The following is a 15,904-nucleotide window of genomic DNA, read 5'->3' as shown; positions in this document are numbered from 1 at the left end:
ATCTATGAAATCCATCAAAAAGAATACAAGGGAGGACGGCGCAGAAACAAAAGCCCGGCTCATTCAGTGCGCCGGCCGCCTGATAGCAGACCAGGGCTATGACCGTACCACCAGCAAGGATATCTGTCGTCTGGCAGGGGTCAATATGGCGGCTGTGAACTATCACTTCGGCAGCCGGGAAGGTCTCTATCAGGCGGTGCTGGATGAGGTATACCACTATGTCCTTTCGCCGGTGGAAATAGAAACCATTTACCATATGGACATAGGGCCCCGGCAGAAACTGATGAAGCTCTTGGATTTATATGTGAAGGAAGCCCTCTTTTCTGAAAGCTGGCAGGTGAAGGTGAGCATACGGGAACTCATTAATCCGTCGGACGTATTCACCAGGTTTGTGGAAAGCTATATTGGGCGAAAGCTGACGCCGGTGCTGGATATCCTTTCCAGTTACCTGGGCCTTCCTGCCCATGATGCTAGAGTGCCACGGGCCTTTCTGGCAGCCCTTTCGCCTTTCCTCATTTTCCTTCTTTCCGGCCATCGCCAGATGGGCCTTGTTATGTACGGCCTTTCCAAAAGAGACAGAAAAGAAAAAATGGAAGAAGCGGACCTGTTGAAAGAATTCGTCTTCGCCGGCCTGGACCGGCTGAAGGAGAAATGGAAAGGGAAGGAGAAGTAAGATTTTAAGATTTAAGGATAGGAAAAGAGTCAGACGGCAGACTTCTTTTCATCGGGCGCCGTCATTCTTCACCGGCGGCGCCAGCCGCTGCTGCAGCCCCCTGAATCTTCTGAACCCTTTGAACCTTCCTTTCCATTTGATATACTTAACTATATAAATTCACGTAGGGGACAGGAGGAATTCCCATGCAGGAGCATTTAAAGGTTGCATATACGAAGAAGGCGCTGGAGCTGTTTGCGCCTATTCCCACACGGAAGGCTGCAGCGGCAGAAGAAACGGATTTTACAGATATTGCTGCCCTGGTGGTGACAGTGGAAGACGAATCCATCATCCATGACAGAAGGGTTAAGGCTTTTCACATTCCCCTTTTCCTCATCGTCCATGGCCATGAGGAAAGGACGGATAACACCCTGGGCCATGTGTACGGCATGATTGACACCCGGTCCCTTTCCCGGCCTTATTTTGAACGGCAGATTGAACAGGCCGCTTCTGCCTATGAAGATTCCCTTCTGCCACCCTTCTTTAAGACCCTGAAAAACTATGTGGACTGCGGAAACGCCCAGTTTGACTGCCCCGGGCACCAGGGAGGAGCCTATTTCAGAAAGCATCCGGCGGGCCGTATTTTTTATGATTTCTATGGGGAAAATGCCTTCCGCGGCGACCTCTGCAACGCCGACGTAGCCATGGGGGACCTTCTCATTCATGAAGGAGCAGCCCTGGCGGCCCAGAAACATGCGGCCCGGGTGTTTAATGCAGACAAAGCCTATTTCATTCTGAACGGCACGTCCGGTGCCAACAAGGTGGTTATGAATGCCCTCCTCACGCCGGGAGATCTGGTGCTCTATGAAAGAAATAACCATAAGTCCGTAGGCTACGGCGCCCTGATTCAGGCCGGTGCCATCCCCATCTACCTGGAAACCGCCAGGAACCCCTTCGGCCTCATCGGCGGCGTGCTGGATCACTGTTTTAATGAAGAATACATCCGCATGCTCATTGCGGAGAGAGATCCCCGGCGGGCCCGCATGGACAGGCCCCTTCGGGCGGCGGTAATCCAGCTGGGAAATTATGACGGCTGCATTTACAATGCCCGGCAGGTGGTGGAAAAAATCGGCCATCTCTGCGACTACATCGTCTTCGATTCCGCCTGGGTAGGCTATGAACAGTTCATCCCCATGATGAAGGACTGCAGCCCCCTGCTCCTTGACCTTAAGCCCGACGACCCCGGCATCATTGTGACCCAGTCCATTCATAAGCAGCAGGCCGGTTTCTCCCAGGCCTCCCAGATTCTGAAAAAAGACTCCCACATCAAGGGACAGGCGCGGTATGTGCCTCATAAGATCTTTAATAATGCCTTCATGGTGAATTCATCTACTTCCCCGAACTACCAGATTTTTGCCTCCCTGGACATGAATGCTAAAATGCAGGAAGGCGATGCAGGGAAAATGCTGTGGCATGAATGCATTGTCAATGCCATTGAAGCCAGAAAAAAAGTGCTCCGCCACTGCCGCTATCTCCGTCCCATTGTGCCGCCTGTGGTTCATGGGAAGAAATGGGAAGAAGGGGATACGGAACAAATGGCGGAAGACATTGCCTACTTTGCCTTCGAGCCGGGCGGCAAATGGCACTCCTTCCAGGGCTACGCCAAGGGCCAGTATTTCATAGATCCCCTGAAACTGCAGCTCATGACACCGGGTATTCATATGGAAACCGGGGAATACGAAGACTTCGGCATTCCCGCCGTCATTTTGGCCGATTACCTCCGGGACTGCCAGATTATTCCCGAAAAGTGCGACCTCAACGATATTCTCTTCCTCATGACGCCGGCAGAATCGAAAACAAAGCTGGATAACCTGATTACTAAGCTCATCCGGTTTGAAGCTCATATAGATAACGATTCCCCCATGGGAATGGTACTTCCTACGGTATACAGGAAATATCAGTCCCGCTACGAACGCTACACCATCCGGCAGCTCTGCCAGGAACTCCATGACTTTTACAAGGCAAAGAAAATCAACGTACTGCAGAAGAAAATGTTCCTGAAAGCCTACTTCCCCGAATATTTCATGAGCCCCCAGGAAGCCAACTGGGCCCTGGTGAGAGGACAGGGAGAACTGATTCCTCTGGACGAGGCAGAAGGCAGAGTGGCGCTCCAGGCCGCCGTGCCCTACCCACCGGGCGTTACCTGCGTGCAGCCCGGAGAAAGATGGACCCGCATCGCTTTAGACTACTTCCTGGACTTCGCAGAAACCGCCGATATCCTCCCCGGCTTCGCCCCGGAGCTGCAGGGCGTGTACCTGGAAAAAGACAGCATGGGCCATGGAAAAGCCAAAGGCTATGTGCTGAAAAAGGAATATGAAAAAGACTATAAGAATGTCTGAGAAATAGGGAAATGGCATCGAGCGAGACCGCTGTCAGTTGTCAGCCCCCAGCTTGGCAGGGCCGCCCCCTTCCGTCTCGCTGCGCTCGCCACCCACCCCCGGAAAGGGGGTGGGCAGGTAACATGGAGGAGAGGACTGCGCTCTTAAGCCTTGCCTCCCACCGCTTGCGGGGGGAGGGGGACCACGAAGTGGTGGAGGGGGGGAGGCCTCCAATGGAGGCCGGTGCCCGCCAAGCGGGCTATAAAACTTATCGCCCGCAGAGCGATACCACCACCCTTTGAACCTTTTGAACCCTCTGAACCCGGGCACCAAAGGCGCCGAACCCTCACGCCCCAAAGGGACTGTCCATAAGGGCACCCACCTCCCCAGTGGTAACGCCCTTCGGGCGATGAGTATAAAGTCAGCGTTACGGATTTACCTTTCTGCGTCATACGTTATGATAGGCATTCTGCAGTGGAAACCATACAACCGCGCCTGGAGCGCGAGGAAATGCACCCCTATCCCCGCCTGCGGCGGTACTTCCCCCGGTGGGGGAAGTCTGCTCTGCGCTTGCCTTACTGCTAACTTAAGCAGCTCAACACATAGCGAAGAGTAAAGTCCCCCGCCCGGGTGGCAAAGGAACTGGATTCATAGGGGAGCTCCGGGACCCTCTAACCCAGTGAGACGCCATCCAGTGAAGTCGGTGTGCATTCCCTCACCCGCCAGAGCGGGTATATAGTTTTTATCATATAATTTGGCGCCTTTTATAATTTAGAGGCGCCCACCACAACCCTCACGGCCGTAGGCCGTGTCAAACTTAAGCCCCTTAAGAACCTTCGGCCCGAAGGGCCGTCAACCCTCAAGCCCCATAGGGGCTTGTCCATAGAAAACCACCGCCCTCAAAGAGGACGGTGGTTTTCTGTTGTAGAGGATGTTATATGGTATGGCCTGTTCTGCCCCAGACAGGCCATATTTTTTTATTTTTCCGCAGCTGCAGGAACAGCGTTAGCGGGAGCTTTGCCGGAGGCCATGGCTTCGTTGTCGGCTTTGGCCTTTTTCAGGTCGAAGCGGTCGGATACGAAACCGTAGAGGGTCCAGCCGAATACGGTGACGATGGCGCCGTAGGTCATGGCTTCAAAGCCGGAGGCGTAGCATGCATAGAGGCTGTAGAGGGAAGCAATGAAAGCAATGAGTTTCGTGGTTTTCAGTTCGCTGCCTACATGGTCTACAGCTTTCATGATGACTACCACAGAAGCCATGCAGAGGAGGTAGGGCATGATGTTGGTAATGACTGCCAGGTTGACCAGAGTCTCAAACTGTTCATTCAGGGAGGGGCTGATGGTCATAAGGGAGAAGAGGGACTGAATGATGGTGATGGCCACCATGCCGGCGATTGGAGCGCCGTGGGAAGTCACTTTCTTCAGGAAGGCCGGGAAGTATCCTTCATCGCTGCCTGCCTTGAATACGTTGGCAATGGTGAACTGCCAGCCCAGGAGGGAACCGAAGCAGGAGAGAACCATGAGGCCCATGATGATCTTGCCTACGGTGCCGCCAAACATCTGGGAGAATACGAGGCCGAAGGGAGCGGAGCTGGAAACGAGAACGTCAGCAGGAACGATACCGAAGATAATGTTGGTGGAAACGATGTAGCAGGCTGCTGCCAGCAGGGTGCCGCCGAGAACGGCTTTCGGCACGTTCTTTTCCGGATTATCCACGGCGTCCGCATTGGCGCAGGCCGATTCCATACCCAGGAAAGCCCACAGGGTCATGGTGATGGCGTTCAGTGCTGCTTCACCGAAGCCCAGATCATGGACATTCCAGTTGGCAGTGTACATGGAGGGGGAGAACCAGAACCAGCCTACGAAAGCGAGGCCGATACAGGGAATGATAACGCCCCATACGGTGATGGAGGAAACCTGGCCGGTGTACTTGGCGCCGCCGAAGTTAAGAACGGTAGCCAGCCAGAGGGTGAAGATAGTGGCAGCGCAGGTCATGACCGGGTCCAGAGTCGTATCCAGGAAACCCAGGGCATAGCCTACGGCGGAAATGGCAATGGCGGTGTTCGCAAAAATCAGGGACACCCCATAGGTGTAGTTGGCAAGGAAATTGCCGGCCTTGCCGAAAGAATATTCAGCATAGCCGCCCATGCCGCCGCCTTTTTTACTGTACATGCCGCACTTGGCAAATACATAGGCCAGAGCCATGGATCCCACGGCCGTTACCAGCCAGGAAACGATGGACAGGGCACCCACCTGAGCCAGTTTGGACGGGAGCATGATAATGCCGGAACCCATCATATTGACCGCTGTCAGGATGGTGAGCTGGAAAACGCTCATTTTGTTTGCTTTACTCATGATATTCTCCTTTGATAAGGAAGGATGGGGAAACCCTGTTTCCCCGCTTCCCTATAAGTTTATTTCTTTTCAAATTCCTTCTTCAGCACATAGCCGTAGGCATGTTTCTTTCCATCAGCGCCGGGCTGTACATAAACGCCCTGAATTTCAGGGGCAAAGCCGGGCAGCTGGTTGATGCCTTCCACCAGGTCCAGGAAATAGGTGACAGCGGTTTTGGACCACTTTTCACCGGGATGTACGCAGAGCACTCCTGGCGGATAGGGGAGAGCGCCTTCCAGGGCGGTGCGGCCTTCTGCATCAGCCAGGTCCACCAGTTCGCCATGGGCTCTCATGAATTCATACTGCGCTTCCTGCGGATTCATCACGTATTCCGGGAGATAGTCCTTCAGGAAAAGTTCCTTCTGCAGAGTGGAAACCTTGCGGTCCTTGTAGAAATCATGCATTTCCTGGCAGAGGCGGCGGATGGTGTAGCCTCTGTATTTTTCTTCGTAAGCGTTATAAATGGAGGGGAGCACTTCAGACATGGGCGCATCCTGGTCGATGAGCTGTTCGAAACGGATGAGCTTTGCTACCAGGTCGTTCATCTTTGTTTCGCTTTCCGCAGGGGTCATGAGGAAGAGGATGTCGTTGAGATCGCATTTTTCCGGAATAATGCCGTTTTCGCGGAGGTAGTTGGCCAGAATGTTTCCTGGAATGCCGAAATCTTCATAGCCTCCGTTTTCTACATCAATGCCGGCAGTGACGAACTGCAGCTTCATGGGATCGATGAAGTACTGGCCCTTGCCGTAGCCGTCGAAGCCATGCCATTTGGCGCCCGGTTCGAAAGCCCAGTAATTGATGTCGTTAGCCATCTTTTCGGTGTCTCCATCTTCCCATTTCTTTCCGTAAACCACCGGAGGAACCAGAGGACGGATGTAGTGGCAGTTGCGGAGCACCTGTTTTCTTGTTTCAATCACAAGCTTCACAGCGTCCATCCAGAGCTTTCTGCCTGCTTCGCCTTCATGCATCTTGGCATTCACGTCAAGGGCTGCGAAGAGCTGGTACAGCGGGGAAGTGGAAGCGTGCATCATGAATGCATTATTCACTCTCTTATGAGGTACATAGCGGTCCTGGCCCTTAATATGGGAGTCTTTCTTATGAATCTGGGAGGTCATGGAGAAGCCGGCCTGCTGCTTGTGGACAGACTGGGTGACGAAGATGCCGGGATCTTCCGGTCCCAGGTCCAGAAGCAGGGGAGAGCAGTCCTTCATCATGGGGATGAACTGTTCATAGCCTACCCATGCGGAATCGAAGAAAATGTAGTCGCAGAGATGGCCGATCTTATCCACTACTTGGCGGGCATTATAGATGCAGCCGTCGTAGGTGCCCAGCTGGATGACTGCCAGGCGGATCGGTCTTTTAGCCTTGGCTTTTACCGGATCCTTTTCAGCCACCAGTTTTCGGATGTAATCTTCATTGAAGCAGTGTTCCGGAATGCCGCCGATAGAGCCGAAGGCATTTCTTTCCGTTTCCAGATATACCGGAGTTGCACCGGCCAGTACCAGAGCGCCGTGGTCAATGGACTTATGGTTATTTCTGTCGTAGAGGACGATATCGCCAGGAGTTAGGACAGCGTTCAGCACCACCTTGTTGGATGTGGAAGTGCCGTTCAGTACGAAGTATGTCTTGTCAGCATTGTAGACCCGGGCTGCGTGCTTCTGGGCTGCCAGAGCCGGGCCTTCATGAATGAGGAGGTCCCCCATGGCCACGTCGGCGTTGCACAGGTCGGCGCGGAAGGTATTTTCGCCGAAGAAATCATAGAATGCACGGCCTGCCGGGTGCTTGCGGAAGAAAGCGCCGCCCTGATGGCCTGGGCAGTCAAACTGGGAGTAACCGTTTTCCACATATTTTTCCAGATCCTTGAAGAAAGGAGGAAGCAGCTGATCTTCGTAATGGGCAGCTGCGCTTTCAATCTGTCGGCTGTAGAAAGCATGATCTGTGTCGTTCAGGTCAATCACCCGATATACCTTGCTGATGACATCATCAGCCACCGGGCCTTCCTTGGTGCGGATGAGAAGTACTGGAATATGGAAGGCGAAAATCATTTCCTTCTTGAGCACATCGGTATCGGTGTCTGTAATGATTACAGCAGCCACATCGGTGAAATCGGTATCATTCACGCCCACAGCTTCGCGGGAGGAAATGCTTCCGAAAATTTCGAGAGCTTTGTCAGAGTAAGCAATTTTTAAACGTTTCACGATTGAAACCTCCTGTACTGAACATTTTGTTATGAATGGGAAGCGGAAGGTGTGTGCACATCACCGAAGCCGCTTTCCCGGCAGGGGACTTATGTCCTTTACTGAGCTTATTGTATAGAAAATGGAGAAAATACTCCAATACCGATTCCATGCAAAAAATAAAAATCCCCGAAATGATTACAAATAGCATAGATAAAAAGAAAAGTGGGACTATTTATAACAATATTGCTATAAACAGTCCCGATGAATGGCGCCCATGCAGAACAAATACATGTCTATATTATGTAAATAGTTTGTAAAATCATGGATTCTATGAGAAGCAAAGAGAATGCCGGAAAGAAGAAGGCGGAAAAAATCTGTATTTCCTGAAAGAAAGCATGGCTGGCAGAAAAAACTCCGAATAATAATAACAAAATAGTTATTATTATTCGGAGTCATTACCTTCCGTGGACCCATTTCCAGTAGGACAAAAGGCAGAGGGCGTAGCCGCCAGTCATGAGGAGCCCCAGAGGGAGAGCCGTATCTTCCCCGGCAATACCGGTGAGAGGCATGGTTAAACTGCCCGGAGCTACCGTAAAGAATCCCAGCAGCGCAGAGGCAGCGCCGGCATTCTTCCCCTGCCTTGCAAGGGCCATGGACATACTCACCGTTTCAGTAATGGATAAAGGAATGACCGTGATAATAAGGATGGGAATGAGCAGGTGAAGGGGCCAGAGGAAATAAAAACCGGCCAGCAGGAAAAGACTGGCTATAAAGGAAAGAATAATAGAATGGCGCAGCATGGCATCATCCAGCACCTTCTTCGCCAGGGCTGCCGGAAGAAGGCCTGTAAGCAGAAGCCCCACGCCCACCACGCCCAGAATCAAACTGTAAGTCTGGGCACTGAGACCGTAAATATGCTGGAACAGGAACGAAGAACCGGCCAGATATCCGAAAAAGGAAATGAAAAGGAACCCTTCCAAAAGACAATGCCCCATAAAGTAGGAATCATGGAAAAGATGGGGATAGGAGCGGAAAGCGGCAGTGAGCCGGGGAAGACGATGGCCTTTGGGAAGAGTTTCCCGGTAGGGAATACAGGACAGGGCCAGCAGGAGACCGATGGCTGTCAGCACATAGAAAACGCCTCTCCAGTCAGTCCAGCGGAGAATCTGCCCTCCTGCCACAGGAGCCAGCACCGGCGCCAGACCGTTAATCATCATGAGGGCGGAATACAGGGTAAGAAGCTCAGTGCCTGTCTTGATATCCCGGGCAATGGCTCTGGCAATGACCAGCCCGAAAGAGCCGAAAAAGCCCTGCAGGAAACGGAAGAAAAGGAGCACCGAAGGCGTAGAAGCCTCACTGGCGCCGTAGGAAGTCAGAGTAAAAACAGTCATGCCCACAAGGATAGGAACCTTTCTTCCGAAACGGTCGGAAAGAGGACCGCCAAAGAGCTGCCCCAGCGCCATGCCCGCCATGGTCATGGTAAGAGTCAGCTGGGCCAGGGATGGAGAAATACCAAAGGATTCCGCCAGCTCGGGAAGGGCCGGAAGATACATGTCTGTAGCCAGCGGCGCCACTGCCGTCATGAGACCCAGAAAGATAAAAAGGCCGATTTCAGATACTTTCATACAAACCTCCAGAAAATACAAAAGGCTGGCTGCTCTGCAAAAAAAGCCGCCCAACGCTAAACAGCGCTGAACGGCTTATATTGCGGATGCTCAGAAAACGCAGCTCTACTGTGTGGAGTCCAAGACTCCTTATCTTGAGTAAATGATAACAAGAGGGCTGGAAATTGTCAAGGGCAGGCGGTGGAGGTGCCTCTATCACTTGCGCTCCCCTACTCGTCAAGTGATACGCTGCTTTTTCATTACCAAAAGCCCTCAGCCGCGTCTTTTTTTTAAAACTGCGGCGTCAGCCGCCACCACAACCTCTGAACTATCGGAACCCGGGCCGTAGAGAGGCCCATACAGCCGCCCCCTTCCGACTCGCTGCGCTCGCCACCCACCCCCGGAAAGGGAGTGGGCAGGTAAAAAGGAGGAGAGGATCGCACTCTTTAAAATCTGCGGCGTCAGCCGCCACCACAACCCTCGGCCTGAAAGGCCGTCAAACTTACGAACCCTCCGGCCGTCAGGCCGGTCAATCCTAAGAATCTTTACTGTTCCCGTTGACACCATCCCACAGGGGTGATATACTCTTGACATACAAATACAAAGCCATAGAACAGGAAGAGTAGTCCTGATGGAAGCCATCCAAGGGAGCCGGCGCAAGTGGAAGTCCGGTATGGCAGTCTGGATGAATGGGCCTGGGAGGTGCTGTTTCGAACCATAGGTGTAGAGACAGACGGATTTCACCGTTACAGGAAACTGAGTTGGGCATTTGCCAAGTTGGGTGGTACCGCGGAAATAGATCCTTTCGTCCCTTTGCTTTTCAGCAGAGGAACGAAAGGATTTTTTGTTATATTGATTAAGGAGGAATGTCATGATGGAACAGGTTATGGATGTATCAAAACTTGTCTTTACCAAGGCGAGGGGAGGTCGGTTCCGCTGGCTTACCATTTCCACCCTCATGCTGGCTATCGGCATGCTGCTCCATCTGGTCTCTCCGTCGGTGGCAGGTTTTACGCCGAACTGGATGATCGCCTGCTATGTGGTGGCCATTCTTCTGACGAAACCGAGCTACAAGCAGTGCCTGGGCATCTGCATGGTGGCGGCGCTGATGGAAGTCTTTACCAGTAAGTCCGCTTTCCCTTATGGCGACTTTGCCTCTGAATTCTTCGGGGCCTATGTGGCAGGATTCTTTGCCCATTCCGTGCCGCCCATTAAAATCGGAAAATTTTCTCTCCGCCCTGCCATTGCAGGATTCATTACCACCTGCGTGTCCGGTTTTACCTTTGTTTCCATTCTGACCCTGGTCATGGGGATTCCTATGAAGGTATACCTCTATGGCATGCTTCCGGCAGTAGCCATGGTAGGTATTGGAAACGGCATTATCACACCGTTCCTTTATTTCCCGGCGCTCCGTCTTTTCAAATCCATGCATTACATGGCAGAGTCTGACGTAGAGGACAGCGACCACAGCGGTCTGGTGCTGAAGCAGCAGCAGGAAGGGGTCATCAGCGTAGAGCACCTGACCTATACCTATCCCTTCTCTAAGAAGAAAGCATTGGATGATGTATCCATGGCAGTATCCAAAGGAGATTTCGTGGTAGTTACCGGCCCCAACGGCGCAGGCAAAACCACCCTTCTCATGTCCATGGCCGGCGCCATTCCTCATTACTACGGCGGCACCATGGAAGGCATGGTCTTCACCGGCGGCAAGGCCGTGACCCAGCACACCATTGCGGATCTGGCTTCCTCCATCGGCGTCATCCTTTCAGACTACAAGGCCCAGATCGTTACCCTCACTGTGGGAGAGGAAATGGCATTTACCCTGGAAAACCACGGATTCCCGCCGGATGAAATCCGCCGCCGGTCAAAGGAAGCTCTGGCCAAGGTTCACCTGGACGGACTGGAGGAACGGAAGGTTTCCACCCTTTCCGGCGGCCAGTGCCAGCGTCTGGTGGTGGCTGCGGTGCTGGCGGAAGAACCGGAAGTACTGGTATTTGATGAACCGACCTCTGCGCTGGATCCGGAAGGCATCCGTGAATTTTATGAAATGGTGGGCGAACTGAACCGGAAGGAAGGACTGACGGTTATCGTAGCGGAACACCATCTGGAAGCTGCCCTGCCTTATGCGAAGAAATTTGTCCTCATGAATCAGGGAAAGATTATCAGCCAGGGCACGCCGGAAGAAGTGATGCGGGCCATGAAACAGAATCACATTTACGAAGAAGCCATTCCGGATATGTACCGTGCCCAGCTGACTCTGGAAGACCAGGGGATTTCCTTTGAAAAACCATTCCTTAATATAAAGGATGCACAGCAGTCTGTGATGGATTCTTTCGAGAAAGGAGAGGGGAAACATGCTTGAACTGAAAAATGTGTCCTTCCGTTACGCCAAAAACCTGCCCCTGGTGCTTGATGGGGTGTCCCTCTCCTTTGACAAGGGAGAATTCGTAGCCATCACCGGACGCAACGGCAGCGGTAAAACCACCATTACCCGTCTTCTTACGGGACTGGAAAAACCGGCTTCCGGAGATATTGTCTACAATGGCACCTCTGTGACAAAAGAAGATGCTTCGAAGAGAAGCCGCTTTATCGGCTATGTGTTCCAGCAGCCGGACCGGCAGATGTTCATGCCCACGGTGCGCGAGGAAATCGCCTTCGGCCCCTTCCATCAGGGAAAACGAGGGCAGGAACTGGAAGATGCCATCGACCGCGCCATGGCGGATACCGATACGGAAAGTTTATCGGCGGAATACCCGAGAACCCTTTCCCGGGGCGACCAGCAGCGGGTAGCCATTGCCTCCGCCCTGGCCATGGATACGGAATACCTGGTGCTCGATGAACCTACCAGCGGACAGGACGGCAGAGAAAAGAAAAGACTCATGGCCCTCATGGAAAGACTGCAGCAGAAAGGCATTACCATTATCCTGGTTACCCACGACATGGACATTGTAGCCAGAGACTGCACCAGGGTGGTGGTCATTGCAGGCCATCAGGTGGTCTTCGATGACAAGCCGGAAATCCTGTTTTCCGAAGCCAACCGCCCCGAAGACTGGGGCCTGGCCTATCCGCCGGCAGTTCTTCTGGGCCGGCGCCTCCCCGGCGCTCCCTACTGCCGGGACATGGACAGCTTCTGCAAAGAATTTATGAAACGGAAAGGAGGAGCTTCCTTATGAGAAATCTGGTACCACTGACAAAAATCCTTTTAACCCTGGGCACTGCCGTATGGGCCATTGTGCTTCACCGGCCGGAAAGCCTCCTTTACCTCTGCGTTCTGGAACTTCTCATCCTTCTCGTATCCGGTGAACTTTTCAAAAATATCAAAGCCCTCATTATGCTCATCATCTTTGCTGCCCTTCTGGGAGTCATTGAAAAAGTGGGCGGTGGCTCCACAGAAGAATCGGTGGTGGCGGCCCTTCGCATGCTGGGCATGACCATCATCTTCATCTATCTCCTGGGCACCGTGAAACTGCAGGACCTCACCGCCTCCATGGTGCGCCAGCTGAAGGTACCCTATGAATACGCCTTCATGTTCACCGCAGGACTTCGCTTCATCCCTGATTTCATTGAAGAAAACAGAGCCGTCTCCGAAGCCCAGGCCTGCCGCGGCCTGGCTGTCAAAGGCAACTTCTTCAAACAGGTCAAGCGCTACATGTCCATCGTTCGTCCGCTGATGCTCCGCTCCCTGGGAAGAAGCGAAACCATGGCCCTCTCTCTGGAACTCCGCGGCTTCGGCGGATCCCGGAGAACCTTCATGGAAAGCGTGGCGCCCAAGGGAAAAGACTACGTCTTCATGGTCCTCATCCTCCTCGTCACCGCTGCCGTCATCTACGGCCGGGTGAAACTGGGAATGTGAAACAGGTATAAAAAAAGCACCCTGCCAAAGGGTGCTTTTTTAGTGGATTCGTGGGCTGGTAAAGACCGCTGACCGCTGGCTGCTGGCTATATTCCCAAAAGGAGGGCGCATCAAACACCATTACATATATAATAATATTTAATATTGCGCCCGCAGGGCGCCACCAACACCCTTTGAACCTTGTGAACCCTCACACCGAAGGTGTGTCCAAAGGCGTCACTTTTTAAATGAAATGAACTTACCGATTATCTACTTTTTCCGGATTCATATCGTGATGGAGCAGACGGAAACGGGCGAAATCCTTCCATTCTGTACCGGGAATGCCGTAGTTGCAGTAGGGGTCGATGGAAAGGCCGCCCCGGGGGAGGAATTTTCCCCATACTTCAATGTACCGCGGCCGCAGCAGACGGATGAGATCGGTCATAATCATATTCACGCAGTCCTCATGGAAATCACCATGATTCCGGTAGCTGAAAAGATAGAGCTTTAAAGACTTGCTTTCCACCATGTACTTGTCAGGAATGTAGGAAATATAAATGGTGGCAAAATCAGGCTGTCCCGTCTTCGGGCACAGGCTCGTAAACTCCGGGCAGTTGAACTTGATAAAGAAATCCCGGTCACTGTGCTTATTGGGAATCTTCTCCAAAAGGCCCGGGTCATAATCATAGGTATATTTCGTGTTCCGGCTGCCCAGCTGTTTCAGCTCATCCAGCCCTTCTCTCTTTTCTGTCATAACGCACCTCACATTCATATAATTCAATGTAACTGCTACAAGGATATCATAGAGAAAGGGAGATGTAAATAGGGGGGACGCCTCGGTCGAGGTCGGGATCGGGATTGGGGTTGGGATCGGGATAGAGGTCGGGATCGAGGTCGTGATGGACGAGAGAGGAGAGGGACGTACTCTTTAAAAATTTAAAAAATTGCGGCGTCAGCCGCCACCACCACACTCTGAACCTTTTGAATCCTATGAACCCTCCCATCGAAGGTGTGTCCAATGGTGCCCGACAGCATCGTCATCTCGAGCGGGGGGATGTGCCGGTATGGGGGTAGATGCAAACCGCTCCGATGATACTCTGAGTCGAGAGATCTCCTGCCGTAATGCTGCCCGTACCATCAGAGGGGGGGAGATTTCTCCACTCTGTGGAGACTCTGCATAGAGTCTCCAAGTCAGCCGAAGTTGGCCTCTAGCCTGCACAATAAGAGGCTTTCCTATTGGCGGCTGACCGGCTACGGTCGAAATGACGGGGATGGGAGCAGCGTTTTTGTCATTTGTCCCTTTCTGAAATGACTGTATGCTGCTCGCCAGGCGGCATTATAAAACTCATCGCCCGCAGGGCGATACCACCACCCTGTGAACTCTTTGAACCCTCACACCGAAGGCTCGTCCAATCACATGGGAAATTCGCTGTTTGCCTTTTCTCTCACGTATTCCCAGAAGTGGTCGATAATGTATTCCCTGAGGAGCACGGCGGAGAGGGACAGCTTTCCTTCTGTTTTCCAGGAAAGATTCAGGTAGCGGTGGCAGTCCATGTCTCCTACGGGGAGCGAGGCCAGGCCGCTGTAGGCGTTGTACCAGGTCATCTGGGGGACCAGGGCGATGCCAAGGCCGGCATTGACGAATTCATGGATGGTGTCGGGGTTGTCGCTTTCCATGACGATTTTTGGTGAAAATCCAGCTTTTCCGCAGTAGGTTTCAAGGATGTCCCGGAGCACGAATCCCTTGGGCGGGGCGATGTAGTTTCTGTCTGCAAAATCAGCCAGATTGATGTAGGGCAGCCGGGCATGGCGGTCGGAAAGGGGAAGTACCATGACCAGGTTTTCCCGGAAAAGGGTGACGGTATGTTCATTTTCCACATGATGAATGCTGGAATAGAGTGTGAGATCCGTATGTTTCGGAGCGGCTTCCATCTTGGGGTTGATGATTTCCAGCATGGCTTCGGGATGGTCTTTCCGGAATTCCGCCAGAAATGAAGGAATGAGCTTGGTGGCAGAATGGATGGCAAGGTTCACCGTCATCTGCTGGAGATTTTTGGAATCGGCGAATTCCTGCTGCATTTCATCATATTCCTGCAGGAAATTTTCCGCATGCTTCAGAAGGATGTGGCCATCCCTGGTGAGATGGATATTTCTTCCTTCCCGTTCAAAGAGGGTGACACCCAGCTCCTCTTCCAGCCCCCTGATGGTTCGGGAAAGGGCAGGCTGGGCGATATGGAGGGCCTCCGCTGCTTTGGTGAGATGCTCCATTTTCGCCGCTTTCCAGAAATATTCCAGGGAAGTGAAATTTAATTTCATGGCTGCCTCCTGACTTCAAACTTTCTGCAGGAAAGAGAAAGGCTTTCTGAAGGATATCGAAAGATTTGCCTTTTTCTTGCTATAGTAGTATACTATAAGTGGGTATTAAAAATACCAATAAAACATTTCAAAAATTTGACCGCTGGTACTTTACCTGTTTATAAGGATAAGGACCAGCTCTATGCAATCATTATATCATAGACCCTTTGGGTTCATGTCAGATTGTGACATTTTTCACAAAAGAAAGGAGGACAATATGGAAATCGGTGAACTGATGGACCTGGAAATGTACGGCAGCATGTACCTGCTCTTTGCCATGGCTTTCTTCTATGTAGAAGGAGCCAATCTTCTTGTGCCGTCCCGGGTGAATTTCAATTTCAAACGTATCCTTTCTCCATTTGCCTCCTTCTTCAAAGGTTTCATCGGTGCAGGAGGATGGAATCATTACGCCTCTGTGATTTTGGGGCGCAAGGATTTTGTACAACTGAATGACGGGGCATCTGTTTTGGGATGTCCGGTTTCCGCCGCTGTCTGACACGCGGGGGAAAC

The 15,904-nt window shown here is 52.4% G+C and carries 11 protein-coding genes and 1 other annotated feature; of the genes, 6 read left to right on the top strand and 5 right to left on the bottom strand.

Features of this window, described 5'->3' with window-relative positions; all coding sequences use genetic code 11:
* Positions 1-4 precede the first annotated feature (4 nt).
* Positions 5-673: a TetR/AcrR family transcriptional regulator gene (locus NW747_RS10030; protein ID WP_273187284.1), complete on the top strand. Its 669-nt coding sequence runs from the start codon at positions 5-7 to the stop codon at positions 671-673.
* Between the two features lie 185 nt (positions 674-858).
* Entirely contained in the window at positions 859-3,051 is a 2,193-nt protein-coding gene (gene speC / locus NW747_RS10025) for an ornithine decarboxylase (RefSeq protein WP_273187281.1), read from the top strand.
* A gap of 956 nt (positions 3,052-4,007) precedes the next feature.
* Here the strand turns inward: speC and potE are convergent.
* The 3 genes from potE to NW747_RS10010 form a co-directional block, all read right to left on the bottom strand.
* Positions 4,008-5,384, bottom strand: a complete 1,377-nt coding sequence (gene potE / locus NW747_RS10020; protein ID WP_273187279.1) for a putrescine-ornithine antiporter — start codon at positions 5,382-5,384, stop codon at positions 4,008-4,010.
* Between the two features lie 59 nt (positions 5,385-5,443).
* Positions 5,444-7,621: an ornithine decarboxylase SpeF gene (speF, locus tag NW747_RS10015; protein ID WP_273187277.1), complete on the bottom strand. Its 2,178-nt coding sequence runs from the start codon at positions 7,619-7,621 to the stop codon at positions 5,444-5,446.
* Between the two features lie 437 nt (positions 7,622-8,058).
* Positions 8,059-9,228: a multidrug effflux MFS transporter gene (locus NW747_RS10010; RefSeq protein ID WP_273187275.1), complete on the bottom strand. Its 1,170-nt coding sequence runs from the start codon at positions 9,226-9,228 to the stop codon at positions 8,059-8,061.
* Between the two features lie 579 nt (positions 9,229-9,807).
* Positions 9,808-10,023 (top strand) — a binding site (T-box leader).
* 55 nt (positions 10,024-10,078) lie between these two features.
* On the opposite strand from NW747_RS10010, the gene NW747_RS10005 reads away from it, so the two are divergent.
* Genes NW747_RS10005 through NW747_RS09995 form a run of 3 tightly spaced genes read left to right on the top strand, consistent with a single transcriptional unit; the run spans position 10,079 to position 13,060 of the window.
* Complete coding sequence (locus NW747_RS10005; protein ID WP_273187272.1) at positions 10,079-11,569, top strand: tryptophan transporter; 1,491 nt, start codon at positions 10,079-10,081, stop codon at positions 11,567-11,569.
* Complete coding sequence (locus tag NW747_RS10000; RefSeq protein ID WP_273187271.1) at positions 11,562-12,380, top strand: energy-coupling factor ABC transporter ATP-binding protein; 819 nt, start codon at positions 11,562-11,564, stop codon at positions 12,378-12,380. Before NW747_RS10005 ends, NW747_RS10000 begins: the two co-directional genes overlap by 8 nt.
* On the top strand, positions 12,377-13,060 hold the full coding sequence (locus tag NW747_RS09995; protein ID WP_273187269.1) for an energy-coupling factor transporter transmembrane component T: 684 nt from the start codon (positions 12,377-12,379) through the stop codon (positions 13,058-13,060). The genes NW747_RS10000 and NW747_RS09995 overlap by 4 nt, the downstream gene beginning before the upstream one ends.
* A 238-nt stretch (positions 13,061-13,298) precedes the next feature.
* Here the strand turns inward: NW747_RS09995 and queF are convergent, their stop codons facing one another.
* Positions 13,299-13,793 (bottom strand): preQ(1) synthase, encoded by a 495-nt coding sequence (gene queF, locus NW747_RS09990; RefSeq protein ID WP_273187267.1) that lies wholly within the window; start codon positions 13,791-13,793, stop codon positions 13,299-13,301.
* A gap of 659 nt (positions 13,794-14,452) precedes the next feature.
* On the bottom strand, positions 14,453-15,355 hold the full coding sequence (locus tag NW747_RS09985) for a LysR family transcriptional regulator (protein ID WP_273187265.1): 903 nt from the start codon (positions 15,353-15,355) through the stop codon (positions 14,453-14,455).
* Positions 15,356-15,611: 256 nt separating this feature from the next.
* Here NW747_RS09985 and NW747_RS09980 point away from each other — a divergent pair, with 256 nt between their 5' ends.
* Positions 15,612-15,890, top strand: coding sequence for a hypothetical protein (locus NW747_RS09980; RefSeq protein ID WP_273096582.1), 279 nt, complete (start codon positions 15,612-15,614; stop codon positions 15,888-15,890).
* Positions 15,891-15,904 lie beyond the last annotated feature (14 nt).

The sequence above is a fragment of the Dialister succinatiphilus genome, from assembly GCF_928721695.1.
In the GTDB taxonomy this organism is placed as follows: Bacteria; Bacillota; Negativicutes; order Veillonellales; family Dialisteraceae; genus Dialister; species Dialister succinatiphilus.
This window is presented reverse-complemented; position numbering and strand designations above follow the sequence as displayed.